The sequence below is a fragment of the Stakelama flava genome, from assembly GCF_019351405.1.
In the GTDB taxonomy this organism is placed as follows: Bacteria; Pseudomonadota; Alphaproteobacteria; order Sphingomonadales; family Sphingomonadaceae; genus Sphingomonas; species Sphingomonas flava_A.
This window is the reverse complement of the sequence record NZ_JAHWZX010000007.1, coordinates 65,466-80,989: the sequence shown is the minus strand read 5'-3', so window position 1 is coordinate 80,989 and position 15,524 is coordinate 65,466. Positions and strand designations below refer to the sequence as shown.

Genomic DNA, 15,524 nt, shown 5'->3' with positions numbered 1-15,524 from the left:
GTGAACGACGCGCAGGCCTGGCAGGTGCGCGAAGGCGGGATCAGCCTGTCGGTGCGGGCGAACCCAAAGGCGTCGAAAGAGGCGATCCTGCCGGGGGAAGGGTATCTTGCCGTCCGGCTGACCGCGCCGCCGGTCGATGGCGCGGCCAACAAGGCTCTGGTGAAACTGATCGCCAAGGCGTTCAGCGTGGCGAAGCGCGACGTGACCATCGAAAGCGGCGAGGCTGCGCGGATGAAACGGATTTTCGTCGCCGGCGACCCGCAGGCACTGGCAGCGAGGGCCGTCAGTCTTTATGAGCCGCAGGCATGACGGCTGACATCATCGACGGAAAGGCATTCGCGAAGCAGCTTCGCGAACGTGTGGGAGCAATGAGCGCGGAGTTCGCGAAGGCGGCAGGGCGCAAGCCCGGCCTTGCGGTGGTGCTGGTGGGCGAGGACCCTGCCTCCAGCGTCTATGTCCGCAACAAGGGCAAGGCGACGATCGGCGCCAATATGGAAAGTTTCGAACATCGCCTGCCCGCCGACACCAGCCAGGCGCAGCTTCTGGCGCTGGTCGATACGCTGAACGCCGACGATGCGGTGGACGGGATTCTGGTCCAGCTTCCGCTGCCTGCGCATATCCACGAACAGACGGTCATCACGCGGATCAGCCCCGACAAGGATGTCGATGGTTTCCACCCGGTGAATGCCGGTCGGCTCGCCACCGGGCTGGACGGGTTCGTGCCGTGTACGCCGCTGGGCTGCGTCATGCTGCTGAAGGACCGGATCGGCCATCTGGCAGGCGAGGAGGCGGTCGTGGTCGGCCGGTCGAACATCGTTGGAAAGCCGATGGCGCAGTTGCTGCTTCGCGAAAGCTGCACCGTCACCGTGACGCATTCGCGCACCCGCGACCTGTTCGAACATCTGCGCACTGCCGATATCGTCGTCGCCGCCGTCGGCATTCCGCGAATGATCGAGGGGCGCTGGCTGAAACCCGGCGCGACGGTGATCGATGTGGGCATCAACCGCACCGAAAACGGGCTGGTCGGCGATGTCGATTTCGATAGCGCGAAAGAGGTGGCCGGGGCGATTACCCCGGTTCCCGGCGGGGTGGGACCGATGACGATCGCGTGCCTGATCCGCAACACGCTGGTCGCGGCGCACCGCAATTCGGGAGTGTCACTCGACAGGGACGCGATCTGATGGGCCTCACCGAACTGTTCCTGTCCACGCTGATCACCTTTTTCGTGGTGATCGACCCGATCGGCTGCGCGCCGATCTATGCCGGGCTGACCGCAGGCGCATCGGGCGCGATGCGCCGTTCGATGGCGATCCGCGCGGTGGTGGTGTCGGCGATCATCATTTTCGCCTTCGCCTTTTTCGGTCGGCAATTGCTGGGTGGGCTGGGGATCAGTCTGGACGCGTTCCGCATTGCGGGGGGCATCATGCTGTTCGTGATCGCGCTGGAAATGGTGTTCGAAAAACGCACCCAGCGGCGCGAGGACAGGGCGCAGAAGATCATCGACACGCCCGAGGTGGAGGATGTGTCGATCTTTCCCATGGCGATGCCGATGATCGCCGGGCCGGGGTCGATCGCCAGCGTCATGCTGTTGATGGCGCAGCATCGCGGGCCGGAAGCGGCGTTCGCGATCCTGGGCGGCGTGTCGCTGATCCTGGCGCTGACGCTGGCGGCGCTGCTGGCGGCGGGGCCGCTGATGCGGCTGCTGGGCGCGAAGATCGAGGCGGTGATCACCCGCCTGCTCGGCGTACTTCTGTCCGCCTTTGCCACGCAGTTCGTGATCGACGGGATACGCGGCAGCCTGACCTGATCGGCCTTATTCGATCTTCCAAACCCGGAACGGTGATCCTTCGGGCATCTTCACGGGTGTAAGGAAGGCGAAATGCTTGCCATGGGCGAGCTGGTCGTAAAAACCGCCGGGCGAACGCGCACGATAGACGGTGGTTTCCGACATGTTGGGGCAGGTGACGAGCAATGTAGCGTGATGCCGCTTCGCGATGCTGAGAAACTGCTGCGGCGTACCCATGAAGGCGTGATGCACGTCGAGAATCGCATCGCCGTTACGGTGATAAGGCCCGGCGATCGCGTCATGATGGGTGGTGGTGATAAGTCGCGGCCCAAGGTCGACATGGGTAAACACGATCTGTGCCGGGATGCGGTTGAGCTGGGCGAGGCGCGGCAGGCTGGCGCATCTCGAATTGGCGCGGTTGATGATCTGCGTGCGCTTCGACGGCGGGTCGATCGGGAACCAGCGCAGCAGGGCGCCGGTGAACAGCCCCGATATCGCAAGAAACGCGGCAGCCGTGCCGAGCACGCGCACCAGCATGGAATTGCGCTGCAACAGCCAAGGCAGGATTATCCAGGCAAGCGCCGTCGCACCGGGAATGGCGAGCAGTTGCGCCGCCGGCCCCGCCCGCACCTGCCACAGCAGCAGGGCGCAGGCGAACGCGGTGAACAGCGCGACCGGAATCCATTTGACCGACCGGTTGCGCCGCCAGTCGGCGATGCTGGCGATTATCGCGCCGATCAGGCCGATCAGCGGCATGACCGCGATCGGCACGGCGGTGCGCAGTGGGTGGGCGTAGATCGGTTTCGCTTCGCGCACATTGTCGAGCCACAGTCGTGCGAGTTCGGGCGACACGCCTTCGGGACGGCCAAGGCATTGCGGAAAGGCGAGCACGAACCCGATACCGATCGCCGCACCCGCGACCAGCGCGGCGGCAAGGCGGGTGCCACGGCGTTCCGGATTCCACAGCGCCAGCAGGAAGAGCAGCGCGCCCGACACCACCATGACGATCAGATAGACCGGCGTCAGCGCATCGCAGCGCATCGCCATATTGGCGTAGGAGGCGAAACCCGCAAAGCCGAGCGCGGTGCCGCCAGCGAGCGTCAGCGCATAGACCTTTAGCTGGATGACCTGATCGCGATCCCATATCCAGCGCAGCGCGACGATCGCGCCTGCCATCGCACAATAAGGCAGCATTTCAAGCCCGATGGTGAGCGATGCGGCGCTCGACAGGCCGATGATCGCGCCTGCGCGCAACCGGCGGTCGTCGGCCAGTCCCGCCACTGTCAGGCACAGAAATGCAAGCTGCCAGCCATGATGGTCGATCCGTTCGGGCAGGAACATCAATATCGCCACGGTGCAGCCAAAGGCGATGAGTAGGATAGCCAGCGGATAGGCGAGCGGCGCGACGAGCCGCCGAACCGTGAAGGAAATGCTTGCCATCACCACCGAAAGCGGCAGCAGCGGCGCAATCCCCACCGCCAGTTTCTGCGCCCAGGCATCGCTGGTGAACATGCGGAAGAACAGGATCAGCCCCGCGATCGGCAGATCCACGAGCCGAGACCAGTGGATGTTGAACCCCTGGGGCGGGTTGAGCCGATATTGGGTGAGGTCGTACCAGCCCTGTCCGTGGAGCAGCGCGCGCACCTGCATCAGGCGCATATTGTCGTCGGTATCGCGAAGCGCCAGCCAGTAGATGTAGGGCCAGCGCTGCCAGATGAACCACGCTGCGATCAGCAGCCATGCGATCAGTGACCATTGCAGCCAGCTTTCGTCGAGATCGCGGCGCACGACCTGCGCCCGGTTACGCCACTTGCTCAAAAAACGCTCCCTTGCCGGTACGATCGCGGGCTTTAGGCCCTGCGCGGTTGTGGGGGAAGAGGCAAGACGAGGACGGCCCTTCGACTGCCTGCTTATGTCGAACGGGCGTATGGGACACGGGGATGTTCAAGCGCGCACGCCCATGGTTTGCGGCCTAACACGAACATTGCCGTTTCGCGCGATCCGCCCTAGGGCGAGCCACCGGGTTATGGGCAGGGCAGATGTGACCGCGATCTTGCGACAATTCACCGCGATGCGCGAAACGGGCGTGCTGGGGCAGCTTGTCCGCTTCGGCATCGTCGGCGGCATTTCGACGCTGGTCTATGCGGCGGTGTACCTGCCGCTGGTCGCATGGGTCATGCCCGAAGGCTGGGCGGTGGGGGCGGTTCCCTTTGCCTTTGCCGTCGCGGTCGCGGTCGGCTTTCCGCTGCACAGCCTGTGGAGCTTCAAAGGGCACGGCACGCGCACGCCGGGCGGCGGGCAGCAGATGAAGTTCGTGGTGGTTCAGGGGGCGGGCCTTGTCATGAACATGGCCTTCACCTGGGTGCTGGTCGATCTTGGCGGGCTTGCCGACTGGGCGCCGCTGGTTCCCGCGGTTACGGTGATCCCGCTCGTGACCTTTCTGATCAATCGACACTGGGTATTCGGCTGATGGAACGCATCGTCTACGACCGCATGGCGGCGCATGATTCGACGCATTGGTGGTATCGCGCGCGGCGCGAAATCCTGAGTGCGTATCTGAAGCGCAATGCGAAGCTTCCGAGCGATGCGCGCATATTGGAGATCGGGTGCGGCACCGGGCACAACCTGCCGATGCTTGCGCGGTTCGGCGATGTCGACGCGATTGAGATCGATCCCGCCGCGCGCGCGATTGCTGGCGAACGGCTGGGCAAGGCGATCGGCCATGCACCGCTTCCCGCGCTGGAAGGGGTGGAGCGCGGCGCATACGACCTGATCGCGGTGCTCGACGTGGTCGAGCATATCGAGGACGATGTCGCGGCATTGAAGGCGATGGCGCAATGCCTGAAACCCGGCGGAGCGATCCTTATCACCGTGCCTGCGCACCAGTGGATGTGGAGCGCGCACGACGTGGTGAACCATCATCACCGCCGCTATTCGAAGGCGGCGCTTGGTCGCGCGATTGCCGATGCGGGGCTTCGCCACAACGGGCTTCGCTGGTTCAATTCGCTGCTGTTCCCGGCGGCAGTGGCGGCGCGCATGGCGGGTAAAATCCGTGGCAAGGACGATAGCGACGATTCGCCGCCGGTAAAGCCGCTGAACGCCGTGTTTCAGAGTGTGTTCGCGATGGAACGCCACCTTCTGGGCCGATTGCCGATGACGCCCGGCCTGTCGATCATCACGCTGGCGCGCGCTGCCTGACCGGCGTCACGCCGGATTTTCGCCGTCGCCGTTATCCGTCTGCGCCACCGTACCGGGGGCGAAGCCGTGGCTTTGCCCCGCATGATAGCCCAGCGTCGAGCGGCCCTGAACCGGCCCGGCGACATCGGCGACCAGATAGAGCGGGCGGCGTTTCGATTCGACGTACAGGCGGCCGAGATATTCGCCGATCATCCCCAGCACGAACATCTGCACCGCGCCAAGCACGACAACGACCAGCATCGTCGATGTCCAGCCAGCGACCGCCGACCCGGTGAACCAGCCGAAGACGATATAGAGGATCAGCAGCAGCGACAGGCCGGTCAGCCACAGGCCGACATGGCTGGCGAAGCGAAGCGGCGCAGTGGAAAATCCGGTCACCGCGTCGAGCGCGAATCGAATCATCTTCGACAGCGGATATTTGGTCTCGCCCGCATGGCGTTCCGCACGGTCATAGGTGAAGGGCACCTGACGAAAGCCGATCCATGCGACCATGCCGCGAATGAAGCGCGCCTGTTCGGGAAGCGAGAGCAGCGCGTCGAGCGCGCGGCGCGTCATCAGCCGGAAATCGCCGGTATCAAGCGGGATCGGCGTATCGGTCACGCGGTCGAGCACGCGGTAAAAGGCAGCGGCGGTGAGTTTTTTGAAAAAGGTTTCGCCCTGCCGTTTGCGGCGCACGGCATAGACGACGTCGGCATCCTGTTCGCGCATCGTCGCTCGCATATCGGCGAGCAGTTCGGGCGGGTCCTGAAGATCGGCGTCGAGGATCAGGATTTCTTCGCCCGCGCACAGATCGAGCCCTGCGGTCAGCGCGAGCTGGTGCCCGTGATTTCGCGACAGGTTGATCGCGACGAGATGCGGATCGGCGGCCGCCAGTCGCTGCATTGCGGGCCAGCTCGCGTCTTTCGACCCGTCATTGACCAGTATGATTTCATAATCGTCACCCACTGCCCCGCGTGCCGCGCCAGTGATTCGCGCATGCAGTGCGTCGAGGCACGCCGCCTCGTTATAACAGGGGACGACGATCGATAGGCGTGGCCGGTTCATGGCGCGCTTCCTTAGCGCCGCGCGAGGCCGCCGTCATCGCTTTGTTGCGCACCGGGAGGAAGCGCGGCGATCCTATTCGGGAATAAAGCGGCGTGACACGTGGCGCGCGATTCGCATCGGGCGCATGGTCGATGCATCGAGCGAGCACCAGGTGCTCTTGACCTCGGCAACCACTTCCTCGCCCCGCTTGATCGCGGTTTTGAACAGCGCGCGGGCACCCTCCACCCGTTCGGCGGCGACGGTGGCGACGATGTCGTCATCCAGAAAGGCCGGGCGGCGATAGGTGATTTCATGCTTCAGCGCGACCCAAAGGTGGCGCGCCACCTCCTCAGCCGGAGCCACTTTCTGCCAATAGGCGACGACCGCTTCCTGAACCCAGTTGAGATATACCGCATTGTTGACATGACCCATAAAGTCGATGTCGTCGGGTTCGATCGCGATTTCGTGGCGGTGGGGGTGCATGAGGGGCATTGTACAGCTTGCTGACACCAGTGTCGATAAACGATCGGGGTCATCGCGATATTAAGCAACGGCGCGGTCAGAGCCGTTCGGCCGAACTCACCGCTTCGGCCGCGCGTAACGCGGCGAGCAGCTTCATCAGATGCGCCGCGTCGCGCACCTGAACATCCAGCGTATTGGTGTGGAACGTCGTGTCGCGCGTGTCGAAGCGAAGCTCCATGATATTGGCTCGGTGCGCGCCTATGATCGTCGCCACGACGCCCAGCGCGCCCGGTTCGTTCTTCAATGTGACCGCGACGCGCGCGATTCCTCCTTCGGCATCCTCGCCCCAGGCGAGGTCGACCCATACCGCGTCCTGCGCCGCGTCGAGGCATTCGCAGGTGATCGAATGCACCTCTATCGCGCTGTCGGGGCGGCGTACGCCGACGATCCGATCGCCCGGCACGGGGCGGCAGCATTCGGCGAGCGTATAGGCGATTCCGGGGGTAAGGCCGGTGATCGAGATCGCGCGCTGTTGCGGCGGTAGCGCCTCTATCTCCGCCTGGTCGGCGGACCCCGGCATCAACGCTTCCATCACCTGCGCATCGGTGACCTTCTGCGTCGCGATCGCGTCCATCAGCGTCGCTTCGTCGGGCAGCTTCAGCCGTTTCAACGCATCGGCAAGCGCGTCTTCGCCCACCGGTACGGGAAGGCGGGCGACGATTTCGTCATACAGCTTGTGCCCCAGCGCGACGGTTTCGGAGCGTTCCTTCTGCCGCAAATGGCGGCGGATCGCGGCGCGCGCCTTTCCGGTGATCGCGAAGTTCAGCCAGTTGGGCTGCGGCTGCTGCGCCTTTGATCGCAGGATGCGGACCTGATCGCCATTGTCGATCGCGGTGCGCAACGGCACGACACGGCCGTTGATCTTCGCGCCAACCGCCTGATCGCCAAGATCGGTATGCACGGCATAGGCGAAATCGATCGGCGTTGCGCCCTTGGGAAGCTGGATCAGTTCGCCCGCCGGGGTGAAGGCGAAGATGCGATCCTGATACATCGCCATGCGGGTATGTTCGAGCAGCTCTTCAGGGCTGGCCGCATTATCCAGGATTTCGACCAGATCCTGAATCCATCGGATTTGCGTATCGGGGCGAACGCCGTCCTGTTTGTACGCCCAGTGCGCGGCAAGTCCGTATTCGGCCTGATGATGCATTTCGATCGTGCGAATCTGAATTTCGATGCGCTGCTGTTGCCCGTGCATGACGGTGGTGTGCAGCGAGCGATAGCCATTGCGCTTCGGGGTGGAGATATAATCCTTGAACCGCCCCGGCACCATCGGCCAGCGACGATGGATAAGGCCGAGCGCGCGATAGCATTCCTCCTCCGACGCGACGATCACGCGAAACGCGGTGACGTCGGAAAGCTGTTCCATGCTGACATGGCGTTCCGACATTTTGCGCCAGATCGAATAGGGATGTTTTTCGCGCCCCGAAATCTCGCAGTCGATGCCGCCGCGCGACAGGCTCTGGCGAAGTCCGGCGGCGATTTTTTCGACCCGGTCCTCGCCATCCTCCTTCAGCGCATCCAGTCGGCGGGTGATCGATTCGAACGCTTCGGGTTCGATCTGGCGAAATGCCAGGCTCTGCATTTCGCGCATGAATTCGTACATGCCGATCCGCTCGGCGAGCGGGGCATAGATATCCATGGTCTCACGTGCGATGCGCTTTCGCTTGTCAGGATTCTTGATGTGGTGAAGCGTGCGCATATTGTGCAGCCGGTCAGCCAGCTTGACCAGCAGCACGCGAATGTCGTCCGACATTGCGAGCAGGAATTTGCGCAGGTTTTCGGCCGCGCGCTCATTTTCCGACTGCGCCTCGATCTTTGACAGCTTCGTGACGCCGTCGACCATGCGCGCGACCGAGGGGCCGAACTTGGCGAGGATTTCCTCCGGCGTCGCCACCGTGTCCTCGATCGTGTCGTGAAGGATCGCGGTCGCGATCGTTTCCCCGTCGAGGTGCAGGTCGGTCAATATCCCCGCCACCTCGATCGGATGGCTGAAATACGGATCACCCGACGCGCGCTTCTGCGATCCATGCGCCTGCATCGAAAACACATAGGCGCGGTTGAGCAACGCCTCATCGGCGCCCGGATCGTAGTCAAGAACCCGATCGACCAGTTCATATTGTCGCAGCACGCGGTCTAGATGGCGTTGTCAGCCGCTATTTTGCAACGATTTAATGCGCTCAGCGCGCATGTCCGTTGCATTTGGTAAGCGCGTCGGCATCCATCGCCGCGCCGTCGACCGCAAAGCTTTCCAGCCGTCCGACCTTGCGCGCGAGAAGCTGACACATCACCAAGTCGCGCTGGCCGTCATGCGCGGCGGTGCAGGCACCATCGTCGCAATGCCACATGGTCGACCGAGTGACGAAATTCGCATTGGACGGAGCGGTGGCGGGGATGCCGCGATACATGCCGTCGGCTGCCAGCGCAGGTGTAGCGCCGAGCGCGTACGCGACAAGCGAGAGCGAAACGAACATACGCATTCGAGGAACTCCTTACCAGTTTCCGACTGCGACAAGGGGCTAGCTTTCAGTTATGTAAGTTGCAACTAGCAACTGGTGCTGCATTGCAATGGAATGTTTCCTTTTTGGACATAAGCGGCTTTGCGGGTAGGTTGCCCGCCATGGGCGAACAGCTTCGAGAACCCCTGCGTCAGATCGCAAGCCGATGCAGCCTTCCCGCCGCGCTGGAGGCGATGGGCGAACGCTGGTCTTTTCTGATCCTGCGCGCCGCGTTCAACGGACTGCATCATTTCGAGGAGTTCCAGTCCGAGCTGGGCATCGCCCGCAATATCCTTGCCAACCGGCTGTCGCGGCTGGTCGATCACGGCATTCTGGAACGCCGGTCACTGCCGCAGGACCGGCGCAAGATCGAATATCGCCTGACCGACAAGGGCTATGCACTGCTGCCGACGATGGTGGCGCTGCGCCAATGGGGCGAACGTTGGGAAACCGGGACGCCAGCCACCCCCGTGCTGGTCGATGCGCGCGACCGCAAGCCCGTGGCCCCCGTCACCGTGCAGTCGCATGACGGCCGCCGGCTCGAACGCGACGACCTGTTATGGGCGCTGCCCGGGAACGTCTCCGGCACTGAAGCGGAAATGGCGGCGGAATAGGGGGGCGGTTTTCGAAAAGAGCGGCAGAGGTATCGGCCTGGCTCTGTCGCTTTCACCGCGGCAAGGCCCGGCCGGATGTCCCGGCCGGGCCGCCGAATTTGCTACGCAGGTTGGGCTTGATCGGCCCTGGCATTGTCCCGGACCGCCATCGCGGTCAGCTTGTCATCGGTTGCATATTCCTCATCGAGCGTTTCTTTGAGGATATCTGCCACCCCGGCCCGCCCAAGCTGGTTGGCCCAGGCGATCAGCGTTCCATAGCGCGTGATTTCGTAATGTTCGACAGCCTGTGCCGCTGCGATCAACGCGGCGTCGAGAACGCGCTTGTCGGCGATTTCCCCGGCGAGTTCATTCGCTTCCTTGATAATGCCGTCGATCGCCGGGCAGGTAACTGCCTTCGCCTTTTCGCCAAGCAGATCGAAGATGCGGTTGAGCCGCTCGATCTGTCCTTTCGTTTCTTCCAGATGCGTCTTGAACCCGTCGCGCAGCGCAGGGTCCGTGGCCTTGTCGATCATCTTGGGCAGCGCTTTCGTAATCTGGTTCTCGGCATAATAGATGTCCTGCAACTGGTGCAGGAAGAGAGCGTCGAAGCTTTCGATATCCTTGCTGAACAGACCCATGATTGCCTCCGATAGGCTGAATGAATGATGGAAACAGGCAGTGCGCGTGGTTCGCGTCCGGCCGTGACTCAAACGAGCCGGCGGGCGCCAAGTTGCTCGGTTCGCGTAAAATTTCCTCTGCCATCGCCAGTGCGGTACATGCGCGGGGCGTACCGAATAAGCGGTGCGCCGCGCAGGGCAGCCATCCAGATTTACCGCCGTGTTTGTAGGATTGCCATGCCGCCGCACTCCTTGCGATGGCTAGGGTCACGGATATTGCGTCTGGAATTTCGAGAACAGCCGCCCCGCCCGCAATCTCAGTGGCCCTAGACGCTCGCTAGTTTTCGCGCTGTGCGGATGAGGTGCCTGCGCTTTCGCGCGCCGTCACTTCCTGCGCGCCGGGCAACGGTTTGAGGCCCCAGCGGACCATCGCCCAGCCGCGTTCGTGCAGATAGAACAGGAATATCTTGGTAAACACCTCGGTCCCCGCGATCGATACCGCGATCGCGGGATTGCCGCTGAACAGCCAACTGAGCACGAACGTGTCCAGACTGCCCAGCGCGCGCCAGGATATCGCCTTGACGATAGAGCGCGGATGGCTTTCCGCGCCGCTGAACAACAGCATCGCGACCCCCTATCGGTTGCCGCTTGCGCGCGCCTGATTGACGCCCATGCTTTGCAGATAGCGTTTCACGTTGCGCGCCGCCTGACGCAGCCTTTGTTCATTCTCGACCATTGCGATCCGTACATAGCCTTCACCATTTTCCCCATAGCCGACCCCCGGCGCGACCGCGACCTTGGCATGAGTCAGCAATTGTTTGGAGAATTCAAGGCTGCCTAAATGCGCAAGCGCGGGCGGCACGGGCGCCCAGGCGAACATCGAGGCGGCGGGCGAGGGGATGTCCCATCCAGCGCGGGCGAAACTTTCGACCATCACGTCGCGGCGCTTGTGATACAGTTCGCGGTTGCGATCGACGATATCCTGCGGCCCGTTGAGCGCGGCGCAGGCGGCTGCCTGAACCGGGGTGAACGCGCCATAGTCGAGATAGGATTTGACCCGCGTCATCGCCGCGATCAGTTCGCGGTTGCCCACGGCAAAGCCGATCCGCCACCCGGCCATCGAATAGGTTTTGGAAAGCGAGGTGAATTCGACCGCGACATCCTTCGCCCCCTTTACCTGAAGGATCGAGGGCGTCGGCTTTCCGTCATAATATAGTTCGGAATAGGCGAGGTCGGAAATGATCCAGACCTTGTTCGCCTTCGCCCAGCCGACCAGCCGTTCGTAAAAGGCCAGGTCGACCGTTTCCGCCGTCGGGTTCGACGGGTAATTCACTACCAGCACGCTTGGCCGCGGGACGGTGTAATACATCGCCTTGTCGAGGCTTTCGAAATACGCTTCGTCCGGGGTGGTCGGCACGCTGCGGATCGTGGCGCCTGCAATGATGAAGCCGAAGGTGTGAATGGGATAGGACGGGTTGGGCGCGAGCACGACGTCGCCCGGCGCAGTGATCGCGGTGGCGAGGCTGGCCAGCCCCTCCTTCGACCCCATGGTTACAACGACTTCGCTTTCCGGGTCGAGATCGACGCCGAAGCGGCGACCGTAATAGCCCGCCTGCGCGCGGCGAAGCCCCGGAATCCCCTTCGATTGCGAATATCCGTGCGCGTCCGGTTTTTTCGCCACCTCGCACAGTTTTTCCACGACATGGTCGGGCGGGGGCAGGTCGGGATTGCCCATGCCGAGGTCGATAATGTCCTCCCCGCCCGCGCGCGCCGCCGCCCGCATCGCGTTGACTTCGGCGATGACATAGGGGGGAAGGCGACGGATACGGTAAAATTCTTCGGACATTGACGAACCTCCTGGCGCGCATGAATCGCACAGAGCGCGCCGCTAGGCTATAGCAACCTTACAAGCGAGAGGCGATTGGACGAAATTATGAACGATATGCAGGGCGAGGCGACCGGCGGTACGCAGACGCTGGCCGATTTGCAGCACTGGACCTGGGTGCTTGGACGCGCGCAGCAGATGCTGCTGGAAAACGGCATCCACACCATGGAGGCAGCGCCGCTTTCGGGATGGAGCGATCCCAGTGCCTTTGCCCGCGCAAGCGCCGATTTCTGGACCGACACGATGAAGCTGTGGCAGCGCTTCCTCGACCCCGATAGCGAAGGCGGGGCGGGTGAGGGCGAACCTGCCGAACATGCGCGCGACAAACGCTTCCGCGCGCCGCAATGGCGCCAGGAGCCGCTGTTCGATTTCATCCGGCAAAGCTATTTCCTGATCGCCGACCATATCCTGAAGGGCGTCGACGCGCTGCCGGGAATCGATCCCCGGCAGAAGGAGCAGATTCGTTTCGCCACCAAAAGCTTCGTCGATGCGATGAGCCCGTCCAACTTCGCCGCGACGAACCCGCTGGTGATCGAACGGATCATGGAAACGCGCGGCGAGAACCTGCTCAAAGGGCTGCAGAACATGCTGTCCGACATGAGCAAGGGGCAACTGACTCAGACCGACGCCAACGCCTTTACGCTGGGCGAGAATATCGCCGCAACGCCGGGCAAGGTCGTGCACCGCACTCCGCTGTACGAACTGATCCACTATGCGCCGACCACCCCGACGGTGGCGAAGACGCCGCTGATCATCTTTCCGCCCTGGATCAACCGCTATTACATCCTCGACCTGTCGCCCGAAAAAAGCTTCGTCAAATGGGCGGTCGATCAGGGACTGAGCGTATTCGTGGTGTCGTGGAAATCGGCCGACGCGACGATGGGCGGCATCGGCTGGGACGATTATGTCGAAAAGGGGCAGATCGACGCGATCGACACGGTGCGCAACCTGCTGAAGGTCGATAGCGTCAGCGTCATCGGCTATTGCGTGGCGGGAACCGCGCTGGCCGCGACGCTGGCGGTGCTCGCCGCGCGAGGGGAGGCGGCGAAGGTGGCGAGCGCGACCTTCTTCACCGCGCAGGTCGATTTCGCGCATTCGGGCGACCTGTCGCTATTCGTCGATGACGAGCAACTGGCGATGATCGAATCGCTCAATACCGACGGCTATCTTGATGGTCGGTTCATGGCGGCGACGTTCAACCTGCTTCGCGGGCGGGACCTGATCTGGAGCTATGTCACCAACAATTATCTGCTGGGGGAGGAATACGCGCCATTCGACCTGCTCCACTGGAATGCCGATGTGACGAACCTGCCGGGCCAGTGGCATGTTGATTATCTGCGCGACCTGTATCGCGACAATCTGCTGGTGCGGCCCGGCGCGATGCGGATCGCAGGCGTGCCGATCGACCTGTCGAGCGTGAAGACGCCCGCCTATGTTCAGGCGGGGCGCGAAGACCATATCGCGCCGCCCGAAAGCGTGTGGAAAATGACCCACCATCTGTCCGGGCCGCTGCGCTTCGTACTGGCGGGATCGGGACATATCGCCGGCGTGGTGAACCCGCCGGATGCACAGAAATATCAGTTCTGGACCAATCCGGGCGAGACGGGGAGCCTGGAAGCGTTCAAGGTGGGGGCGAAAGAAACCAAGGGAAGCTGGTGGCCCGACTGGCGCGCATGGATCGCGGCTTATTCGGGCGAGGATGTGAAAGCCAATGGCGCGCGGGTTCCCGGGCGCGGCAATCGCAAGACCTATGGGGACGCGCCGGGAAGCTATGTCCGCCAGCGCTAGCATTCCGTAACGTCGACCGAAATGCGGCGGGTTTTGTTGCACTGCACAATACGCTTGCAATTATTGCATCATGAGCGTATGTTGCAGCGCAACAAGCAACAGGAGGATTCGCATGGCCCGCCAAGGTTCCAAAACCGGCGCCAAATCCGCGCCCGCCAAAACTTCCGCCGCCCGCAAGCCGGCGGCCAAAAAGGCGCCTATGCGCGATTCGGCGAAGGCTGCCGCGAAGCCCGACGCCAGTGTTGCGAAGAAGCCGGAGGCGAAGGTGGCTGCGAAACCGACCCCTGCCGCACCCAAACCAACTCCCGCGCCCAAGCCCGCTTCGGTGACCAAAAGCGCACCGGCGCCTTCACCGACGCCCGCCCCTGAACCGGTTGCCGCCAAGGTGGCGCAGGCCGCTAGCGCTGCCCCGGTCGAAGCGACGAAGCAGAGCGCTGCGGCAACGAAGCAGGTTGCGGATAGCGCGTGTAAGGCTGCCGAAGTCGCGCGGGACGAGGCACCGGAGATTGCGGACGCCGCCAAGGCGACGACCGCCAAGGCCAGCCAGGTCGCCACCAAGACCCTGGCAACTGCAAGCGAGGAAGTGGAAACCATGCAAAACAGTGTCGAGGAAGCGGTGAACAAGTCGCAGACCATGTTCACGGATATGAGCGAACGCGCCAAGGGCGTGATGGAGAAGAATATGAAGATGGCGGAAGAAATGAACGATTTTGCCAAGGGCAATGTCGAAGCGATGGTCGAAAGCGGCAAGATCGCTGCCAAGGGCCTCGAATCGATTGGCCAGGACGCCGCCGAATATGGCCGCAAGTCGTTCGAAAGCGCGAGCGCCACGATGAAGAGCATGGCTCAGATCAAATCGCCGACCGAATGGTTCAAGCTGCAGAGCGACTTCCTGCGCGGTGCGTTCGATTCCTATGTCGCCGAAGCGTCGAAGCAGACCGAAGCGATGCTGAAGCTGGCCGGTGACGCAGCGCAGCCATTGTCGAACCGCATGGCGGTCGCCGCTGACAAGGCGAAGGTCGTCGCCTGAACCGACGGGGCGTCATGCGCCTGTAAAAAAAGGGGCGGTTGCCATGCGCGGCCGCCCCTTTTGCATGAGTGTGCCGCGGCGCGATCCGGGCCGGACGCAAGAAGCTGATCATGCCCCCTTGTCCTTCCCCGCCCGATTGCCATATTTTGCCGACGTGATGAGTTCTTTACGCGAATTCGTGATCCGCATGAGCGATGATGATGCCGATGAGGGAGATGATGCCTCGGTCGGTATAGCCACGCGCACGCGCACCCAGACCAAAAAACCGACGCCTTATCGCGTATTGTTGTTGAACGACGATTACACGCCGATGGAATTCGTCGTGCTGGTGCTGCGACGGTTTTTCCGCATGAGTATCGAGGACGCGACCCGGGTCATGCTGCAGGTGCATCAAAAAGGTGTCGGGGTTTGCGGCGTCTTCACCTATGAAGTGGCGGAGACCAAGGTGAGTCAGGTTATCGATTTCGCGCGGCAGAATCAGCACCCGCTGCAATGCACGCTGGAAAAGGCCTGAAGCAGGATCCGGTTCGCCGCGGCAGCGCCGCGCTGTAGTTCATCGAAAAATCGCAAGGTTGCGATTGGGCGAG

The 15,524-nt window shown here is 62.8% G+C and carries 17 protein-coding genes; 9 read left to right on the top strand and 8 right to left on the bottom strand.

Annotation, left to right across the window (positions count from 1 at the left end):
- From KY084_RS09165 to KY084_RS09155, 3 genes are read left to right on the top strand one after another with little or no spacing between them, the layout of a single operon-like run.
- Positions 1 to 309 carry a DUF167 domain-containing protein gene (locus KY084_RS09165; RefSeq protein ID WP_343227988.1) on the top strand — a complete coding sequence of 103 codons (309 nt, stop codon included), beginning with the start codon at positions 1 to 3 and terminating at the stop codon, positions 307 to 309.
- On the top strand, positions 306 to 1,181 hold the full coding sequence (gene folD, locus KY084_RS09160; protein WP_219238155.1) for a bifunctional methylenetetrahydrofolate dehydrogenase/methenyltetrahydrofolate cyclohydrolase FolD: 876 nt from the start codon (positions 306 to 308) through the stop codon (positions 1,179 to 1,181). The genes KY084_RS09165 and folD overlap by 4 nt, the downstream gene beginning before the upstream one ends.
- Complete coding sequence (locus tag KY084_RS09155) at positions 1,181 to 1,807, top strand: MarC family protein (RefSeq protein WP_219238154.1); 627 nt, start codon at positions 1,181 to 1,183, stop codon at positions 1,805 to 1,807. The genes folD and KY084_RS09155 overlap by 1 nt, the downstream gene beginning before the upstream one ends.
- 6 nt (positions 1,808 to 1,813) lie before the next feature.
- On the opposite strand, the gene KY084_RS09150 is transcribed toward KY084_RS09155, so the two are convergent.
- A complete protein-coding gene (locus tag KY084_RS09150; RefSeq protein ID WP_246587017.1) occupies positions 1,814 to 3,604 on the bottom strand; it encodes an AcrB/AcrD/AcrF family protein in 1,791 nt (596 codons plus the stop codon).
- 223 nt (positions 3,605 to 3,827) lie between these two features.
- Here KY084_RS09150 and KY084_RS09145 point away from each other — a divergent pair, with 223 nt between their 5' ends.
- Positions 3,828 to 4,256, top strand: coding sequence for a GtrA family protein (locus KY084_RS09145; RefSeq protein WP_343227987.1), 429 nt, complete (start codon positions 3,828 to 3,830; stop codon positions 4,254 to 4,256).
- Entirely contained in the window at positions 4,256 to 4,984 is a 729-nt protein-coding gene (locus KY084_RS09140) for a class I SAM-dependent methyltransferase (protein ID WP_219238153.1), read from the top strand. The genes KY084_RS09145 and KY084_RS09140 overlap by 1 nt, the downstream gene beginning before the upstream one ends.
- 6 nt (positions 4,985 to 4,990) lie before the next feature.
- Here KY084_RS09140 and KY084_RS09135 read toward each other — a convergent pair whose 3' ends face one another.
- The 4 genes from KY084_RS09135 to KY084_RS09120 all read right to left on the bottom strand — a co-directional run bounded on the left by KY084_RS09135 (position 4,991) and on the right by KY084_RS09120 (position 9,006).
- Positions 4,991 to 6,028 carry a glycosyltransferase family 2 protein gene (locus tag KY084_RS09135; protein ID WP_219238152.1) on the bottom strand — a complete coding sequence of 346 codons (1,038 nt, stop codon included), beginning with the start codon at positions 6,026 to 6,028 and terminating at the stop codon, positions 4,991 to 4,993.
- A gap of 72 nt (positions 6,029 to 6,100) precedes the next feature.
- On the bottom strand, positions 6,101 to 6,499 hold the full coding sequence (locus KY084_RS09130) for an acyl-CoA thioesterase (protein ID WP_219238151.1): 399 nt from the start codon (positions 6,497 to 6,499) through the stop codon (positions 6,101 to 6,103).
- 67 nt (positions 6,500 to 6,566) lie between these two features.
- Positions 6,567 to 8,657, bottom strand: coding sequence for a RelA/SpoT family protein (locus KY084_RS09125; protein ID WP_219238150.1), 2,091 nt, complete (start codon positions 8,655 to 8,657; stop codon positions 6,567 to 6,569).
- Positions 8,658 to 8,706: 49 nt separating this feature from the next.
- Positions 8,707 to 9,006 (bottom strand): CC_3452 family protein, encoded by a 300-nt coding sequence (locus KY084_RS09120; RefSeq protein ID WP_219238149.1) that lies wholly within the window; start codon positions 9,004 to 9,006, stop codon positions 8,707 to 8,709.
- 140 nt (positions 9,007 to 9,146) lie between these two features.
- Here KY084_RS09120 and KY084_RS09115 point away from each other — a divergent pair, with 140 nt between their 5' ends.
- Positions 9,147 to 9,638, top strand: a complete 492-nt coding sequence (locus KY084_RS09115) for a winged helix-turn-helix transcriptional regulator (RefSeq protein ID WP_219238148.1) — start codon at positions 9,147 to 9,149, stop codon at positions 9,636 to 9,638.
- 101 nt (positions 9,639 to 9,739) lie between these two features.
- Here the strand turns inward: KY084_RS09115 and KY084_RS09110 are convergent, their stop codons facing one another.
- The 3 genes from KY084_RS09110 to KY084_RS09100 form a co-directional block, all read right to left on the bottom strand.
- On the bottom strand, positions 9,740 to 10,255 hold the full coding sequence (locus KY084_RS09110) for a YciE/YciF ferroxidase family protein (RefSeq protein WP_219238147.1): 516 nt from the start codon (positions 10,253 to 10,255) through the stop codon (positions 9,740 to 9,742).
- 316 nt (positions 10,256 to 10,571) lie between these two features.
- On the bottom strand, positions 10,572 to 10,859 hold the full coding sequence (locus KY084_RS09105; RefSeq protein WP_219238146.1) for a DUF2061 domain-containing protein: 288 nt from the start codon (positions 10,857 to 10,859) through the stop codon (positions 10,572 to 10,574).
- Positions 10,860 to 10,868: 9 nt separating this feature from the next.
- Complete coding sequence (locus KY084_RS09100; RefSeq protein WP_219238145.1) at positions 10,869 to 12,080, bottom strand: LL-diaminopimelate aminotransferase; 1,212 nt, start codon at positions 12,078 to 12,080, stop codon at positions 10,869 to 10,871.
- A 96-nt stretch (positions 12,081 to 12,176) separates the two neighbouring features.
- On the opposite strand from KY084_RS09100, the gene KY084_RS09095 reads away from it, so the two are divergent.
- From KY084_RS09095 to clpS, 3 genes are all read left to right on the top strand, one after another.
- Positions 12,177 to 13,907, top strand: coding sequence for a PHA/PHB synthase family protein (locus tag KY084_RS09095; RefSeq protein WP_219238242.1), 1,731 nt, complete (start codon positions 12,177 to 12,179; stop codon positions 13,905 to 13,907).
- A gap of 199 nt (positions 13,908 to 14,106) precedes the next feature.
- Complete coding sequence (locus KY084_RS09090) at positions 14,107 to 14,937, top strand: phasin family protein (RefSeq protein WP_246587015.1); 831 nt, start codon at positions 14,107 to 14,109, stop codon at positions 14,935 to 14,937.
- A 187-nt stretch (positions 14,938 to 15,124) separates the two neighbouring features.
- Positions 15,125 to 15,451 (top strand): ATP-dependent Clp protease adapter ClpS, encoded by a 327-nt coding sequence (clpS, locus tag KY084_RS09085; RefSeq protein WP_246587023.1) that lies wholly within the window; start codon positions 15,125 to 15,127, stop codon positions 15,449 to 15,451.
- The last annotated feature ends 73 nt before the right edge of the window (positions 15,452 to 15,524 follow it).